Annotated in this window: 16 protein-coding genes; 8 read left to right on the top strand and 8 right to left on the bottom strand. The window is 61.1% G+C overall.

What is annotated here, in order from left to right; translation table 11 throughout:
• Nucleotides 1-57: 57 nt before the first annotated feature.
• The 3 genes from FPT12_RS17030 (at nt 58) to FPT12_RS17040 (ending at nt 2,876) form a co-directional block, all read left to right on the top strand.
• Complete coding sequence (locus FPT12_RS17030) at nt 58-1,083, top strand: LysM peptidoglycan-binding domain-containing protein (protein WP_145017682.1); 1,026 nt, start codon at nt 58-60, stop codon at nt 1,081-1,083.
• An 80-nt stretch (nt 1,084-1,163) separates the two neighbouring features.
• Nucleotides 1,164-2,267 carry a DNA-processing protein DprA gene (gene dprA, locus FPT12_RS17035; protein ID WP_145017684.1) on the top strand — a complete coding sequence of 368 codons (1,104 nt, stop codon included), beginning with the start codon at nt 1,164-1,166 and terminating at the stop codon, nt 2,265-2,267.
• A 51-nt stretch (nt 2,268-2,318) separates the two neighbouring features.
• Nucleotides 2,319-2,876 (top strand): L-threonylcarbamoyladenylate synthase, encoded by a 558-nt coding sequence (locus FPT12_RS17040; protein ID WP_145017685.1) that lies wholly within the window; start codon nt 2,319-2,321, stop codon nt 2,874-2,876.
• Nucleotides 2,877-2,999: 123 nt separating this feature from the next.
• On the opposite strand, the gene FPT12_RS17045 is transcribed toward FPT12_RS17040, so the two are convergent.
• Nucleotides 3,000-3,977 carry an NADPH:quinone reductase gene (locus FPT12_RS17045; protein WP_145017687.1) on the bottom strand — a complete coding sequence of 326 codons (978 nt, stop codon included), beginning with the start codon at nt 3,975-3,977 and terminating at the stop codon, nt 3,000-3,002.
• 156 nt (nt 3,978-4,133) lie between these two features.
• Here FPT12_RS17045 and hemF point away from each other — a divergent pair, with 156 nt between their 5' ends.
• Both hemF and aroE read left to right on the top strand, forming a co-directional pair.
• Nucleotides 4,134-5,048, top strand: a complete 915-nt coding sequence (hemF, locus tag FPT12_RS17050; protein WP_145017689.1) for an oxygen-dependent coproporphyrinogen oxidase — start codon at nt 4,134-4,136, stop codon at nt 5,046-5,048.
• 13 nt (nt 5,049-5,061) lie between these two features.
• Complete coding sequence (gene aroE, locus FPT12_RS17055; protein ID WP_145017691.1) at nt 5,062-5,883, top strand: shikimate dehydrogenase; 822 nt, start codon at nt 5,062-5,064, stop codon at nt 5,881-5,883.
• 118 nt (nt 5,884-6,001) lie between these two features.
• Here aroE and FPT12_RS17060 read toward each other — a convergent pair whose 3' ends face one another.
• From FPT12_RS17060 to betC, 3 genes are all read right to left on the bottom strand, one after another.
• A complete protein-coding gene (locus tag FPT12_RS17060; protein WP_145017694.1) occupies nt 6,002-7,570 on the bottom strand; it encodes a SulP family inorganic anion transporter in 1,569 nt (522 codons plus the stop codon).
• A gap of 166 nt (nt 7,571-7,736) precedes the next feature.
• Nucleotides 7,737-8,669, bottom strand: coding sequence for a choline ABC transporter substrate-binding protein (gene choX, locus FPT12_RS17065; protein ID WP_145017696.1), 933 nt, complete (start codon nt 8,667-8,669; stop codon nt 7,737-7,739).
• A gap of 15 nt (nt 8,670-8,684) precedes the next feature.
• On the bottom strand, nt 8,685-10,199 hold the full coding sequence (betC, locus tag FPT12_RS17070) for a choline-sulfatase (RefSeq protein WP_145017698.1): 1,515 nt from the start codon (nt 10,197-10,199) through the stop codon (nt 8,685-8,687).
• Between the two features lie 114 nt (nt 10,200-10,313).
• Between betC and FPT12_RS17075 the strand changes: the two genes are divergently transcribed.
• Both FPT12_RS17075 and FPT12_RS17080 read left to right on the top strand, forming a co-directional pair.
• Complete coding sequence (locus tag FPT12_RS17075) at nt 10,314-11,264, top strand: LysR family transcriptional regulator (RefSeq protein ID WP_145017700.1); 951 nt, start codon at nt 10,314-10,316, stop codon at nt 11,262-11,264.
• Nucleotides 11,265-11,304: 40 nt separating this feature from the next.
• Entirely contained in the window at nt 11,305-11,631 is a 327-nt protein-coding gene (locus tag FPT12_RS17080; RefSeq protein WP_145017702.1) for a DOPA 4,5-dioxygenase family protein, read from the top strand.
• A gap of 144 nt (nt 11,632-11,775) precedes the next feature.
• Here the strand turns inward: FPT12_RS17080 and FPT12_RS17085 are convergent, their stop codons facing one another.
• The 3 genes from FPT12_RS17085 to trpB all read right to left on the bottom strand — a co-directional run bounded on the left by FPT12_RS17085 (nt 11,776) and on the right by trpB (nt 14,379).
• Entirely contained in the window at nt 11,776-12,207 is a 432-nt protein-coding gene (locus tag FPT12_RS17085) for an anti-virulence regulator CigR family protein (protein ID WP_145017704.1), read from the bottom strand.
• 124 nt (nt 12,208-12,331) lie between these two features.
• The gene (gene trpA, locus FPT12_RS17090; protein WP_145017706.1) at nt 12,332-13,144 is read right to left on the bottom strand and encodes a tryptophan synthase subunit alpha; all 813 of its coding nucleotides are present in this window, start codon (nt 13,142-13,144) and stop codon (nt 12,332-12,334) included.
• Nucleotides 13,144-14,379, bottom strand: coding sequence for a tryptophan synthase subunit beta (trpB, locus tag FPT12_RS17095; protein ID WP_145017708.1), 1,236 nt, complete (start codon nt 14,377-14,379; stop codon nt 13,144-13,146). The genes trpA and trpB overlap by 1 nt, the downstream gene beginning before the upstream one ends.
• 112 nt (nt 14,380-14,491) lie before the next feature.
• On the opposite strand from trpB, the gene FPT12_RS17100 reads away from it, so the two are divergent.
• The gene (locus FPT12_RS17100) at nt 14,492-15,382 is read left to right on the top strand and encodes a LysR family transcriptional regulator (RefSeq protein ID WP_145017710.1); all 891 of its coding nucleotides are present in this window, start codon (nt 14,492-14,494) and stop codon (nt 15,380-15,382) included.
• Here FPT12_RS17100 and FPT12_RS17105 read toward each other — a convergent pair.
• Nucleotides 15,379-15,705: a YqjD family protein gene (locus FPT12_RS17105; protein WP_145017712.1), complete on the bottom strand. Its 327-nt coding sequence runs from the start codon at nt 15,703-15,705 to the stop codon at nt 15,379-15,381. The genes FPT12_RS17100 and FPT12_RS17105 overlap by 4 nt on opposite strands.
• Between the last annotated feature and the right edge of the window lie 122 nt (nt 15,706-15,827).

Raw genomic sequence — 15,827 nt, forward strand, 5'->3', positions numbered from 1 at the left:
CGGGCCACGAGGGCTCTGGCGTTCTACTCGAATGCACATAATAAAGGGATTCACCGCATGAGGAAATCACTACTCGCCTTGCTGCTTCTGGCCTCGGCCGGTTTCGCACACGGACAAGTGCAACTCAAGGAAGGTTTTCCACAGCATTACACCGTGGTGGCGGGCGACACACTTTGGGACATCTCCGGGAAATACCTCCGCGAGCCCTGGAAATGGCCCGAACTCTGGCAGGCCAACCCGCAAATCGAAAACCCCAACCTGATCTATCCCGGTGACTCGCTGTCACTGGTCTATATCAACGGGCAACCGCGCCTGACCCTCAATCGAGGGGCTTCACGCGGCACCATCAAGCTTTCGCCACAAGTGCGCAGCACGCCGATGGCCGACGCCATTCCGAGTATTCCGCTGCGTTCGATCAACAGCTTCCTGCTGAGCAACCGCATCATCGACAACGTCGAAGATTTCAACAAGGCGCCGTACATCGTTGCCGGCGACGCCGAACGGGTGCTCAGTGGCATGGGCGATCGCATCTACGCACGCGGCAAGTTCGACCCGGAGCAGTCGGTGTACGGCATTTTCCGTCAGGGCAAGGTCTACAGCGACCCGCAAAGCAAAGAGTTTCTGGGGATCAACGCCGACGACATCGGCGGCGGCGAGATCATCGCCACTGAAGGCGATGTCGCCACCCTCGCCTTGCAACGCACCACTCAAGAGGTTCGACTCGGCGACCGCTTGTTCAGCGGCGAAGAACGGGCGATCAACTCAACCTTCATGCCCAGCGCGCCAAAAGCCGATATTCACGGCTTGATCATCGACGTGCCACGCGGTGTTACGCAGATCGGTGTGCTGGATGTGGTCACTTTGAACAAGGGCCAGCGCGACGGCTTGGCCGAAGGCAACGTGCTGGTGGTCATGAAAACCGGTGAAACCGTGCGTGACCGGGTCACGGGCGAACAGGTGAAAATACCGGATGAACGCGCCGGTTTGCTGATGATCTTCCGCACCTATGAAAAGCTCAGCTATGGCTTGGTGCTCAATGCTTCGCGCTCCCTCGCGGTGATGGACAAGGTGCGTAATCCGTAAAAGACTCAACACGTTACCAACAGACTTATCCACAGCTTGTTGCTGATTCAATACGACCAATAACGATCAAGGATGATCTTATGCCGCTGTTTGCACCTACGCAGGTTTCACCGGCGGAACTGGAAGCGCGTTTGCGTTTGCATCGTCTTCCGGAGCTCGGCCCCCGACGTTTTAAAAAGCTGCTCGAAGCTTTTGGCTCGGCCTCAAAAGCCATCAGCGCACCAGCCTCTGCCTGGCGCGCCTTGGGGTTGCCAGCGGCGTGCGCCGACGCTCGACGTAGCCCGCTTATTCGTGATGGCGCCTACCACGCATTAGCCTGGCTAGAGCGCGAAGGCCAGTATTTACTGATGGTTGACCAGCCGGGCTATCCGGCGCTGTTGGCAGAAATCAGTGACCCGCCACCGCTGTTATTTGTCGCGGGCGATCCGGGCATTCTGGAAAAACCGCAGCTGGCGATGGTCGGTAGCCGACGCGCATCGAGGCCGGGGATGGACACCGCCACGGCTTTTTCCCGCAGCCTGGCAGGCGCCGGTTTTGTCATCACCAGCGGCTTGGCATTGGGAATCGATGCGGCAGCGCATCAAGCCGCGCTGGACGTCGGAGGGCAGACCGTCGGAGTGCTCGGCACCGGCCTGGAAAATTTTTATCCACAGCGCAATCGGCGGATTGCCGACGCGATGATTGCGCAAGGCAGTGCGGTGGTTTCCGAGTTCCCGCTGGACGCCGGACCGCAGGCCAGCAACTTCCCGCGGCGCAATCGGATCATCAGCGGTTTATCCCTCGGCGTGCTGGTGGTCGAGGCCAGTGTCGCCAGCGGTTCGCTGATCACTGCACGGCTGGCGGCGGAACAGGGTCGCGAGGTGTATGCCATTCCAGGCTCCATCCATCATCCCGGAGCCCGTGGTTGCCACCAGTTGATCCGCGATGGCGCAGTATTGGTGGAAACCATCGAACATATCCTCGAAGGCCTGCGCGGTTGGCAGAATCTGCCGTTATCCACAGAAACTGCGGCGCCCATCGATCATCCGTTGCTGTGCCTGCTGTTTGCCGCCCCGCATACCAGCGAGGCCCTGGCCGACGCGGCGGGATGGGCGTTGCCGAAGGTATTGGCGGCGCTGACGGAGCTTGAAATGGAGGGTCGGGCGGTGAGCGAAGGCGGACGCTGGTTTGCGCGCGTAAGCTAGCGTCATGAAAGATCGGTAAACTGCGCACAGCCTTATTTTGGAGAGTCGGGAATGGTCAATAGTTGGCGTGTGCAGCAAGCCGCACAAGCGATTCGCGCAGGGGCGGTGATTGCCTATCCAACCGAAGCAGTCTGGGGCCTGGGTTGCGACCCGTGGGATGAAGAGGCGGTGTATCGCTTGCTGGCGATCAAGGGCCGCTCGGTGGAAAAGGGCCTGATTCTGGTTGCCGACAACATTCGCCAGTTCGACTTCCTGTTCGAAGACTTCCCGGAGCTGTGGATGGATCGCATGGCCAGCACCTGGCCGGGGCCGAACACCTGGCTGGTGCCTCATCAAAACATGCTGCCGCAATGGATCACCGGGGTCCACGAGACCGTGGCGCTGCGGGTTAGCGATCACCCACAGGTGCGGGAATTGTGTGCGTTGGTCGGCCCGCTGGTGTCGACTTCAGCCAACCCGCAAGGCCGCCCGGCAGCGCGTTCGCGAATTCGCGTCGAGCAGTATTTCCGCGGGCAGATCGACCTGGTGCTGGGCGGTAATCTGGGCGGACGGAAAAACCCCAGCCTGATTCGCGATCTGGCGACCGGCAACGTGGTGCGCCCGGCTTAGTCGATGATCGTTCCCACGCTCCCGCGTGGGAATGCCTCATTGGACGCTCTGCGTCCGCTTCGACATGTGACGCGGAGCGTCACGGGCTGCGTTCCCACGCAGAGCGTGGGAACGATCGTGGGTTCAGGGCAAAAGCACCGTCGACCCGGTAGTACGCCGCGCCGACAGCTCAATCTGCGCTTTCGCCGCTTCAGCCAGTGGGTAACGCTGGTTGATGTCCACTTTCAACTTGCCGCTGACGATCATTGCGAACAGCTCATCGGCCATGGCTTGCAGGTTTTCAGCGTTGTTGGCGTAAGTCCCCAGCGTTGGCCGGGTCACGTACAGCGAGCCTTTTGCCGCGAGAATCCCCAGGTTGACACCGTCCACCGCACCCGATGCATTGCCGAAGCTCACCACCAGCCCGCGTGGCGCCACGCTGTCGAGCGAGGTCAGCCAGGTATCCTTGCCAACGCCGTCGTAGACCACCGGCACCTTTTTGCCGTCAGTCAGTTCCAGCACACGCTGTACGACGTTTTCCTTGCTGTAGTCGATGGTTGCCCAAGCGCCGAGGGATTTTGCCAGTGCGGCTTTTTCCGGCGAACTGACGGTACCGATCAACTTCACGCCCAAGGCCTTGGCCCATTGGCAGGCCAGCGAACCGACACCACCGGCAGCGGCGTGGAACAGAATGGTTTCGCCGCCCTTGAGTTCATAGGTCTGACGCAACAGGTACTGCACGGTCAGGCCCTTGAGCATGACACCCGCGGCCTGTTCGAAACTGATGGCGTCTGGCAGATGCACCAGATTGTCTTGCGGCAACACATGCAACTCGCTGTAAGCACCCAGCGGGCCACTGCCGTAGGCCACGCGGTCACCGACCTTGAAGCGAGTGACGCCGCTGCCCACCGCGTCGACCACGCCCGCGCCTTCCGCGCCCAGGCCCGATGGCAGGGCGGGGGGTGCGTAGAGGCCGCTGCGGTAATAGGTGTCGATGAAATTCAGGCCGATGGCCTTGTTGCTGACGCGCACCTGCTGCGGGCCAGGCTCGGCAGGCTGATAGTCCACATACTCAAGCACTTCGGGGCCGCCATGGGCGCGGAACTGGATACGCTTTGCCATCAGAACTCTCCTTAGGTCATTTGCCAAGCGCCCTATCGGACTCCTAAGCTTGATCTTCGTCAACTGCGACGCAGCAAGGTGCGGTGTTATCCTACGCAGCAATTTGCCGCCGGCCATTCGTACGCCGCGCAGCTTTGCCCGATTCAAGGTGATGACATGACGACCCGCACCGAGGCCGTAAAAGCCTACCTGCTCGACCTGCAAGACCGCATTTGTGCTGCGCTGGAAGCCGAAGACGGTGGCACTCGTTTCGTCGAAGATGCCTGGACCCGGCCTGCCGGTGGTGGCGGTCGCACGCGGGTGATCGAAAACGGTGCGGTTATCGAGAAGGGTGGTGTCAACTTTTCCCACGTCTTTGGCAGCGGTCTTCCGCCGTCCGCCAGCGCCCATCGGCCGGAACTGGCCGGGCGCGGCTTCGAGGCCCTTGGCGTGTCGCTGGTGATTCACCCGCACAACCCGCATGTGCCGACGTCCCACGCCAACGTGCGCTTTTTCATCGCCGAGAAAGAAGGTGAAGAGCCGGTCTGGTGGTTCGGCGGCGGTTTCGACCTGACCCCTTACTACGGCAATGAAGAAGATTGCGTGCATTGGCACCGGGTGGCCGCGAAGGCCTGCGAGCCCTTTGGGCCAGATGTCTACAGTCGTTACAAGACGTGGTGCGACAGCTACTTCCACATCAAGCATCGCAACGAACCCCGAGGTATCGGCGGCCTGTTCTTCGATGACCTGAACGAGTGGGACTTCGACACCTGCTTCGCCTTCATGCGCGCTATCGGCGATGCTTACATCGACGCTTACCTGCCGATTGTTCAGCGTCGCAAGGCACAAGCCTTCACCGCGAAACAGCGCGAATTCCAGGAGTTTCGCCGTGGGCGCTACGTCGAATTCAACCTGGTGTACGACCGTGGGACTCTGTTCGGCCTGCAATCGGGCGGGCGTACCGAGTCGATTCTCATGTCGCTGCCGCCGCAAGTGCGCTGGGGTTACGACTGGAAGCCCGAGCCTGGCAGCGAAGAAGCACGCCTGACCGAGTATTTCCTGCAAGACCGCGATTGGCTGGCCAACGCCTGAACGAGGACTCCTGATGGACCATTACGTCGTATTCGGTAACCCGATTGGCCACAGCAAATCGCCGTTGATCCATCGCCTGTTTGCCGAGCAGACCGCTCAGCAACTGGACTACAGCACCTTGCTGGCGCCGCTGGATGACTTTTCCGGTTGTGCCACGGAGTTTTTCCGCGAAGGTCGTGGCGCCAACGTCACGGTGCCGTTCAAGGAAGAGGCCTATCGTCTGGCCAACAGCCTGACGGAACGGGCGCAGCGAGCGGGAGCGGTCAACACCTTGAGCAAACTGGCGGATGGCAGCCTGTTGGGCGACAACACCGATGGCGCCGGGCTGGTGCGGGATTTGACGGTCAACGCCGGGTTCAGCCTGCGCGGTAAACGCATTCTGCTGCTAGGCGCTGGCGGTGCGGTGCGTGGCGCGCTGGAGCCATTGCTGGCCGAGCAGCCGGCGTCAGTGATCATCGCCAACCGCACGCTGGAAAAAGCCGAGTTGCTGGCCGAACTGTTCGCCGATCTCGGCCCGGTGTCCGCCAGCGGTTTCGACTGGTTGCATGAGCCGGTGGACCTGATTATCAACGCCACATCAGCCAGCCTGTCAGGCGATGTACCGCCGATTGCCAGCAGCTTGATCGAGCCGGGCAAGACCGTTTGCTACGACATGATGTACGGCAAGGAACCGACCTCGTTCTGCCGCTGGGCCAGTGAACACGGCGCCGCGGTGTCGATGGATGGCTTGGGGATGCTCGCCGAACAGGCAGCCGAAGCGTTCTTCCTGTGGCGCGGCGTACGCCCGGACACTGCACCGGTGCTGGCCGAGCTCCGCCGCCAGCTGGCCGCTTAGCTTTCTGTGGGAGCGAGCCTGCTCGCGATAGCGATCGGTCAGTCACATCAGTGCTGGATGTTGCCGCCGTCATCGCGAGCAGGCTCGCTCCCACGGGGGAGAGCTCTGCGACATCGCATCACTCTTCAAACCGGATCGGGCATTTCTCCGGCCCTTCCAGCCTCAACAGCTCCTCGACCACATGCCCCCGCGCCCGGCGCAGGATCAGGCAGCGGCCTTGTCTGAGCAGTCGTCGCGCTTCCTGGTGCAGCATCTCTACACCGGAATAGTCGATGAAGTTGATGTACTGCCCTTCGATCACCACCTTCAACCCTTGAGTGCGTTGCAGACGGACTTGCAGGTAGTGGCTGGCGCCGAAGAAGATCGAGCCGCCGACCCGCAGAATCTCTTCATCGCCTTCGCTCCATTGCTGCACGCGGGGTTGCGAGGTGCGTTTGAGGTAGAAAAACAGCGAGACCAACACCCCGGCGTAGATCGCCGTTTGTAGCTCCAGCAGTAATGTGGCGACGCACGTCAGCGCCATCACCGCGAATTCGGCATGGCTGACCCGGAACAACGCGCGAATGCCGCGATGGTCCACCAATCCCCAGCAAATCAGCAGAATGCTCCCGGCCATCGCTGGAATCGGGATATGCGCTATCAGCGTCGCGCCGATCAGCGCAAACAACGCCACCCATAACGCCGAGAACACCCCGGCCAATGGCGAGCAGGCACCCGCCTCATAACTCAATCCCGAACGGGTAAAGGAACCGGCCGACAGCGAGCCTGCAAAAAAACTGCCGACGATGTTCGAAAGCCCCTGCGCACGGACTTCCTGATTCGCATCGAGTAACTGCTGCGAGCGTTGCGACAAGGAGCGGGCAATCGACAGGCTGGTCACCAGCCCGAGCATGCCGACGGCCACCGCACTGGGCAGCAGGCGCAACACCAGGTCCAGATCCAGCGGCAACGGGCTGAATGGCGGCAGCCGGCCGACGAATGAGCTGACCAGCTTCACATGGCCAAACATCGAGGGCCATAGCCACACCAGCAGGCCGCTGAAGATCAGGCTGATCAGCAGGCTCGGCCAGCGTGGCAGCAGCAGTTTCAGCGCAATGCCCACCGCCAGCGTGCCGAGGCCCAGCGCCAGCGACGGTTTATCCAGCGCACCGATGTCGCCGATCAAGGACAGCAGGCTGTTCAGCGCCGTGGCCTGATTCGGCAGGTCCAGCCCCAACAGATTCGGCAACTGCCCGAGGGCGATCACCACCGCGGCACCGAGGGTGAAGCCCAGCACCACCGAGTGCGAGACGAAGTTCACCAACGCACCAAAGCGCAGCATGCCCAGCAGCCACTGGAAAATACCGGCGAGGAAGGTTAGCAGCAGAATCAGCGTGATGTAGTCCTGGGAGCCAGGCACGGCCAAGGGACTGACGCTGGCGTAAAGAACGATAGAGATCGCCGCCGTCGGGCCACAGATCAAATGCCAGGAGGACCCCCAGAGGCAGGCGATCAACACCGGAATGATCGCGGCGTACAAGCCGTATTCGGCGGGCAACCCGGCGATCAGGGCGTAGGCAATGGATTGCGGCAACGCAAGAATTGCCCCGCTTAGGCCAACGACAAGATCGCGGCCGACACTGGCGCGGGTTTGCCGGGGTAGCCAACTGAGAAAGGGGAAGAGCTTATGGCGTCTGGAGATTGCCATGGGGCCTCTTGATTGGGGTTTTGGCGAAAGAGTATCAGGGCTGAGGTGATCGTTCCCATGCTCTGCGTGGGAATGCCGCCATGGACGCTCCGCGTCCGCTGCTAGAAGTGACGCGGAGCGTCACGGGATGCATTCCCACGCGGGAACGTGGGAACTATCATCGAGCTCAGAGTTTTGCTTTCACGATCGGCAACGCGTCCTTCCCGTCCACGGTCTTCACGCCATCCAGCCACTTGTCCAGCACCGCCGGATTGGCCTTGATCCACGCCTTCGCCGCGTCGGCGTTGCTGAGCTTCTTGTTCACCACCTCGGCCATGATGCTGTTCTCCATCTCCTGGGTGAAGCTCAGGTTGGTCAGCAGCTTGCCAACGTTCGGGCAGGCCTGTGCATAACCTTTGCGGGTCAGGGTGTGGACACTGCCGGTGTCGCCGAAGTATTTCTCGCCGCCCTTCAGGTAATGCATTTTCAGCTGCACGTTCATCGGGTGCGGGGTCCAGCCGAGGAAGGTCACGAACTTCTGCTTTTTCACCGCGCGGGACACTTCGGCGAGCATCGCCTGTTCGCTGGACTCGATCAGCTTCCACTGGCCGAGGTCGAAATCGTTCTTCTTGATGATCTCTTGCAACGAGATATTCGCCGGCGCGCCGGAGCCGATGCCATAGATCTTTTTGTCGACTTCTTTTGGGTGCTGTTCGGCGTACTTGTTCAGGTCGGCAAAGGTATGCACACCGGCATCCCACACATAGTCTGGCACTGCCAGGGTGAACTCGGTGCCGTCGAGGTTCTTCGACAGCTGGGTGACATCGCCATTGGCCACGAATTTGTCGTAGAAGCCCTGCTGCGCCGGCATCCAGTTACCCAGGAACACATCGACCTGGCCGTCCTTGAGCCCGCCAAAGGTGATCGGCACCGCCAAGGTGTCGACCTTGGCCTTGTAGCCCATGCCGTCCAGCAGGAAACCGGTGATGGCGTTGGTCGCGGCAATGTCGCTCCAGCCTGGGTCCGCCATTTTCACCGTGTCGCAACTTTGCTCGGCGTAGGCCGAAACGCTGCTCAAGGCCAGCAGCCCCGCCGTCAGTACTGTGGATAACCTTTGCATGTTCTTCCCCTTACGTTATTGGTTTTGGCAGGGTTGTGGATAACGTGCTTTGCGCTCCAGATCATCGAGGTCGATGTGGTTGCGCATGTACTGCTGACTGGCGTCGACCAGCGGCTGGTGGTCCCAGCTCTTCAGCTTGCCGAGGGTCAGCGCCTGGGCGACGAAACGTCGTCGACGCTGGCTGGCGAGCACCTGTTGGTGTATCGCCGGGATGTTCCATTTGGCCCGAGACTCGGCAAGAAAGTCGTCGAACAACTGGCGATGTTGCACGGATTGGCTGAGTTCTTCCTGTTCGTGCGGATCGTTGTGCACGTCGAAGAGCAGGCACGGATCGTCTTCGCTGTAGATGAATTTGTACGCGCCACGGCGGATCATCATCAGCGGACTGATAGTGCCTTCGGCCATGTATTCACCAAACACTTCGTCGTGTCCGACCTGCCCTTGCAGGTGCGGCACCAGCGAACGGCCGTCCAGTGGCAAGCCGGGTTCCAATGTGCCACCGGCGAGTTCCACCAGGGTCGGCAGCAGGTCGGCGGTGGACACTGCGGCACTGACTCGTCTGGCGGCGAACTGCCCCGGTGCGCTGACCAGCAGCGGCACGCGGGCGGCCATCTCGAACCAGTGCATTTTGTACCAGAGCCCACGCTCACCGAGCATGTCGCCGTGGTCACCGGAGAAGACAATGATGGTGTCGTCGATCAGCCCCGTATCCTCGAGGGTTTGCAGAAGTTTGCCGACGTTGCTGTCGATATAGCTGCATGCACCGAAATAGGCGCGCCGCGCATCGCGAATCTTATCCACAGGCAGCGGCTTGTCCCACAGGTCGTAAACCTTGAGCAGGCGCCGGGAATGCGGATCGAGATCGGTTTGCGCCGGGGTTTCCGGCAACGGGATGTCTTGGTCGTCGTACAGGTCCCAAAAGGCCTTGGGAATGGTGTACGGATCGTGTGGGTGAGTCATCGACACGGTCAGGCAAAACGGCTGATCACCGTCTTCGCGGATGTGATCGAACAGGTACTGCCGGGCCTTGAACACCACCTCTTCGTCGAAATCCAGCTGATTGGTGCGCACGCAGGGCCCGGCCTGTAGCACCGAGGACATGTTGTGATACCAGCTCGGGCGCACGTCCGGTTCATCCCAGTTCACTGCCCAACCGTAGTCAGCCGGGTAGATGTCGCTGGTCAGGCGTTCTTCGTATCCATGTAACTGATCCGGACCACAGAAATGCATCTTGCCGGACAGCGCAGTGCGGTAGCCGAGGCGTCGCAGGTAGTGGGCATAGGTCGGCACGTCCGCCGGAAAATCTGCCGCGTTGTCGTAGGAGCCGATCTTGCTCGGCAACTGGCCGCTGACCAGGGTGAAACGCGAAGGGGCACACAACGGGCTGTTGCAATACGCGGCGTCGAACACCACGCCTTGCGCGGCGAGGCGGCTCAGGTTGGGCAGCTTGATCGGCGATGAACCGTAGAACGGTAACAGGGGCGCGGCCATTTGATCGGCCATGATGAAAAGAATGTTCTTGCGCTTCATGAGGTCGCGGCATTCCATAGTGAGCAGTTATGCGAAAGTGCTGTGATCGAGGATGTAGCCCACGCACTTCGCGGTAAAGCCCACGCCCGGCAATGACTAGGATAAGCACAGCTTATGTATGACGCTCTTGGTGATTTGTCCCTGGACCTGTTCCGCGCCTTTGAGGCCGCTGCGCGTCACCGCAGCTTTACCGCTGCGGCGGTGGAGCTCGGCACCACGCAGCCCGCCGTCAGCCAGCAGCTCAAACGGTTGGAGGAGCAACTCGGCACGCGGTTGTTCGACCGCATCTACCGAGGCATCGAGCTGACCGAGGCCGGAGCGATTCTGTTCGAGCAGGTGCAGGCCGGTTTGCAGAGCATCGACGCCGGGCTGAACGCGATCAGCACCCAGCATCAGCACGAGGTGTTGCAGGTGGCCACCGACTTCGCCTTCGCTGCCTATTGGCTGATGCCGCGTTTGCACCGCTTCCACCAAGCCAATCCACAGGTGGACGTCAGCCTGGTCACCAGCGAACGCAGCCACAACATGCTGCGCACTGACATCGACGTGGCCGTGCTGTTTGGTGATGGGCGTTTCAAGCAGGGCGAAAGCCATTGGCTGTTCAGTGAAGAAGTATTCCCGGTGTGCAGCCCGCTGCTGCTCAAAGACCGCGCGATGCCCCTGCCCGCCCACGTTCTGCAAGAGTTGCCGTTGCTGCATTTACGTGGCGAAAACAGCAGCCACTGGTTCGACTGGAGCGGTGTGTTCCGCACTTTAGGCATCGCCACACCGCCCGCGCCGGGGCAATTGCGTTTCGACAACTACACACTGTTGATTCAAGCGGCGATTGGCGGTCAGGGCGTGGCGATTGGTTGGCGGCACCTTGTGGATAACTTGCTGGCGCAAGGCTTGTTGTGCCGACCGATTGCCGAGACGGCGATATCGAGCTTCGGCTATTACGTGGTCCTGCCCCAACGCAAACGCCGCAGCGCGCTGATCCAGCAGTTCGTCGGCTGGCTGATGACCGAACAGGCCAGCAGCGCGGAGTCGCTGACAGGTTTGGCGCTGCCGTCTATTGCGGTGTAGCGTTGCGGGTGAGGAATGAATCCCGAGACACGAGAACGCTATGCAACGGATCAAGGGCTATCACGCCCATGTGTACTTTGACGCGAACACCATCGATCAGGCGCGGGCCCTGTGTGAGCAGGCTGCGCAGTTGTTCCCGCTGAAGATGGGCCGGGTGCACGAACGGCTGGTCGGCCCGCACCCGGACTGGAGCTGCCAATTGGCCTTCGCACCGGAGCTGCTCGGCGAAGTGCTGCCGTGGCTGGCGCTTAATCGCAAAGGTTTGGTGGTGTTTGTGCACCCGGATACGGGCGACGACCTGGCGGACCACACCGACCATGCGATCTGGATGGGTGCGATCCGGCCATTGGATTTGTCGATTTTTTAAGCAGGTTTGAGAGCTGGGTTGATCGTTCCCACGCTCCGCGTGGGAATGCAGCCCGTGACGCTCCGCGTCACATCCACAAGCGGACGCAGAGCGTCCATTGATGCATTCCCACGCGGGAGCGTGGGAACGATCAGTGTGTGTTATTTAGTACAAAACCCCTTCCAGCACTTCGTAAACCACCCCGGTGCCTATGGCGATCAGCACGATGTCACCGCCCATGCGTCGCCATTCGTAACCTGGGTAGTACGGCAAGTGTTCGAGGGCTCGGCTGTCCAGGCGCTCACCGTAGTAGCCGCGCGGCAAGGGTTGGCCTCTGACCCAGCGAACGCCTGGCGGTGGTGGTGCACCGCGGACGAAATACCCGTGGTTGACGCGGATCACTTCACGCACCGGACCGAAGTCCCGAGGTGGCCCTCTGAATTCAGGGCCATGCTCGCGGTGTTCATCGCCGCGATGCTCATACCGCGGGCCGCCGCGATCATGATCGTCGCGTTCATCGGCGCTTACGTGGAGCAAGGGCGTGGCACCGAGCATCAATACACCCAGGCTGGCGATCAAGCGTTTGGGCATTTTCATTTGGGTCTTCCTCAGAGCATCCACAGCAAAAAAAGGGGCTCAGAACTCGGTTCCAAACCCCTGGGTCTTGCTATTTAGTCTGCGGTGCCGGGCACTTAATTCCTCTGTATCAGGAACTTTACTCTTAGCTGACGCGGGCTTTACGCACACCTTCGGACAACGCCGAGCACAGGCCGAGTACGCCGTCGATGGCCTGCTCAGGTGTGGTCGCGTTGGCGATGTGGTCGATCAGTGCCGAACCCACCACCACACCGTCTGCCAGACGGGCGATGGAGGCCGCCTGCTCCGGTGTGCGGATGCCGAACCCGATGCTGATCGGCAGGTCGGTGTGGCGACGCAAGCGGGCCACGGCTTCTTCGACGTGTTCCAGGGTCGCTGCGCCAGCACCGGTCACACCGGCCACCGATACGTAGTACACAAAACCGGAACTGCCATTGAGCACCGTCGGCAGACGCACGTCGTCGGTGGTTGGAGTGGTCAGGCGGATGAAGTCGATGCCTGCCGCTTGCGCCGGGTCGCACAGCTCGGCGTTATGTTCTGGCGGCATGTCGACCACGATCAGGCCATCGACACCGGCTTCCTTGGCATCGCTGATGAAACGCGGTACGCCGTAGTAATGAATCGGGTTGAAGTAACCCATCAGCACCAGTGGCGTGTCGCTGTTGTCTTTGCGGAACTCGCGAACCATTTGCAGGGTTTTCGCCAGGTTCTGCTTAGCGCCCAAGGCGCGGATGTTGGCGAGCTGGATCGCCGGGCCGTCGGCCATCGGATCGGTGAAGGGCATGCCCAGTTCGATCACGTCGGCACCCGCCGCTGGCAAACCTTTGAGGATCGCCAGCGAGGTGTCATAGCTCGGGTCGCCGGCAGTGACGAAGGTCACCAGGGCGGCGCGGTTCTGTTCTTTGAGTTCGGCGAAGCGCGTTTGCAGGCGGCTCATCAGTGTTTCTCCTGCTGGGAGTGCTCTTGTTGAGATTGCTCCATGTGGTGCATAACGGTCTGCATGTCTTTGTCGCCACGGCCGGACAGGTTGACCACCATCAGGTGATCTTTCGGCAGGGTCGGTGCGCGTTTGAACACTTCGGCCAGGGCGTGGGCGCTTTCAAGTGCAGGAATAATCCCTTCCAGGCGGCAGCATTTGTGGAAGGCATCGAGGGCTTCGTGGTCAGTCACCGAGGTGTACTGAACGCGGCCGATGTCATGCAACCAGGCGTGTTCCGGACCGATACCCGGATAGTCGAGGCCGGCGGAGATCGAGTGAGCATCGATGATCTGGCCATCGTCGTCCTGCAGCAGGAAGGTCCGGTTGCCGTGCAGCACGCCCGGTACACCGCCGTTCAGGCTGGCCGCATGTTTGCCGGTTTCGATGCCATGACCCGCCGCTTCAACGCCGATGATTTCGACGCTTTTGTCATCGAGGAACGGGTGGAACAGGCCCATGGCGTTGGAACCACCACCGATGCACGCCACCAGGCTGTCCGGCAAGCGACCTTCCTTGGTTTGCAGTTGTTCGCGGGTTTCCTTGCCGATCACCGCCTGGAAGTCGCGGACCATCGCCGGATAAGGGTGCGGGCCGGCCACGGTGCCGATCAGGTAGAAGGTGCTGTCGACGTTGGTCACCCAGTCACGCAGGGCTTCGTTCATCGCGTCTTTCAGGGTGCCGGTGCCGGCAACCACGGGGATCACTTCGGCGCCCAGCAGTTTCATGCGGAACACGTTGGCCTGTTGGCGCTCGATGTCGGTGGTGCCCATGTAGATCACGCAATCGAGGCCAAAGCGCGCGGCCACGGTGGCAGTCGCCACGCCGTGCATGCCGGCGCCGGTCTCGGCGATGATGCGTTTTTTGCCCATGCGCCGCGCCAGCAGGATCTGGCCGATGCAGTTGTTGATCTTGTGCGCGCCGGTGTGGTTCAGCTCCTCGCGCTTGAGGTAGATCTTCGCGCCGCCGCAGAACTCGGTCAGGCGCTCGGCGAAGTACAGCGGGCTTGGACGGCCGACGTAGTCGCGCTGGAAGTAGGCCAGTTCTTCCTTGAACGCCGGATCATCCTTGGCCGCTTCGTATTCACGGGCCAGGTCGAGGATCAACGGCATCAGGGTTTCGGCAACGTAGCGGCCGCCGAACGCGCCAAACAGGCCGTTGGCATCAGGGCCGTTGCGCAGATTAGTCTGGGTCATGGGGCGCTCCAGTTGAATTCGTGAAGTGGCAATGGCGTTCACTCTACCCCTGACGTCCCGGGCTGAAAACCGATAAGATCGCCATAACCTGTCAGGAAAACTCACAGATCCCATGAGCCACGACCTTCCCCCGCTGAACGCCCTGCGCGCCTTCGAGGCCACTGCCCGCTTGAACAGCGTCAGTCAGGCTGCGGAGCAACTGCACGTGACTCACGGTGCGGTCAGTCGACAGTTGAAAGTGCTGGAGGAACATCTCGGGGTGAGCCTGTTCGTCAAGGATGGGCGCGGCCTGAAACTCACAGATGCCGGCGTGCGTTTACGCGATGCCAGCAGCGAGGCCTTCGAGCGTTTACGCACCGTTTGCGGTGAACTGACGCAAGGTCACGCCGACGCGCCGTTCGTGCTCGGCTGCTCTGGCAGCTTGCTGGCGCGCTGGTTCATTCCACGTCTGGGCCGGTTGAATGCCGACCTGCCGGACTTGCGTTTGCACCTGTCGGCGGGTGAAGGCGATCTTGACCCACGGCGGCCGGGGCTCGATGCCTTGCTGGTGTTTGCCGAGCCGCCGTGGCCTGCGGACATGCAGGTTTATGAATTGGCCAGCGAGCGCATAGGTCCGGTGTTGAGCCCTCGCTTTGCCGGTTACGACAGCCTGCGCCAGGCGCCGGCCGCTGCGCTGCTCAACGAAGCCTTGTTGCACACCACTTCACGCCCGCAAGCCTGGCCCAGTTGGGCGCAGCGCAACGACCTCGACGCCAAAGCGCTGAAGTTCGGGCAGGGTTTCGAGCATTTGTATTATTTGCTGGAGGCGGCGGTGGCCGGGCTGGGCGTGGCAATTGCCCCTGAGCCGCTGGTGGCCGAGGACTTGAGGGCCGGTCGCCTGGTTGCGCCGTGGGGGTTTAGTGAAACCCCGGCGCAACTGGCGTTGTGGCTACCCAAGCGCGCCGCAGACGGGCGTGCTCGTCAGTTGGCGCAGTGGTTGAAAAACGAGCTGGGCCAGCCTTAATGGCCGCGTTTGTATAGCAGATACGCCGCCAGCAAACCCAAGGCACCGACCGCGACGCTGGTCGTGGTCCATGGGTGTTCCTGGGCGTATTCGCGGGTGGCGATCCCGGTTTCGCGGGTTTTGACTTTGACTTCTTCGTACGCGTCGCTGAGCAGGTGACGCGAGTGCTTCAGGGCGTTTTCGGCGTTGCTTTTGAGGGCCTTGAGGGTTTTCAGCGACTCGTCCGAGGCATCGCTCTTCAGGCTTTCCAACGATTTGAGCAGACTCTCGATCTCGGCTTCCATGCTTTGCAATGAGGCTTTACGCAACGAGGTGTTGGCCATGGTGACTCTCCTTCATTGATTGAGTGCGTGTGTTGGTTGGGACTCCAGCGGTTCGGGAAAGTGCAGTCAATCTGAAGGGTCACCGACAGAAGAAATACCAAAAATCGCTGCTAGGCTCTAAT

The sequence above is a fragment of the Pseudomonas sp. H3(2019) genome (assembly GCF_007713465.1).
In the GTDB taxonomy this organism is placed as follows: Bacteria; Pseudomonadota; Gammaproteobacteria; order Pseudomonadales; family Pseudomonadaceae; genus Aquipseudomonas.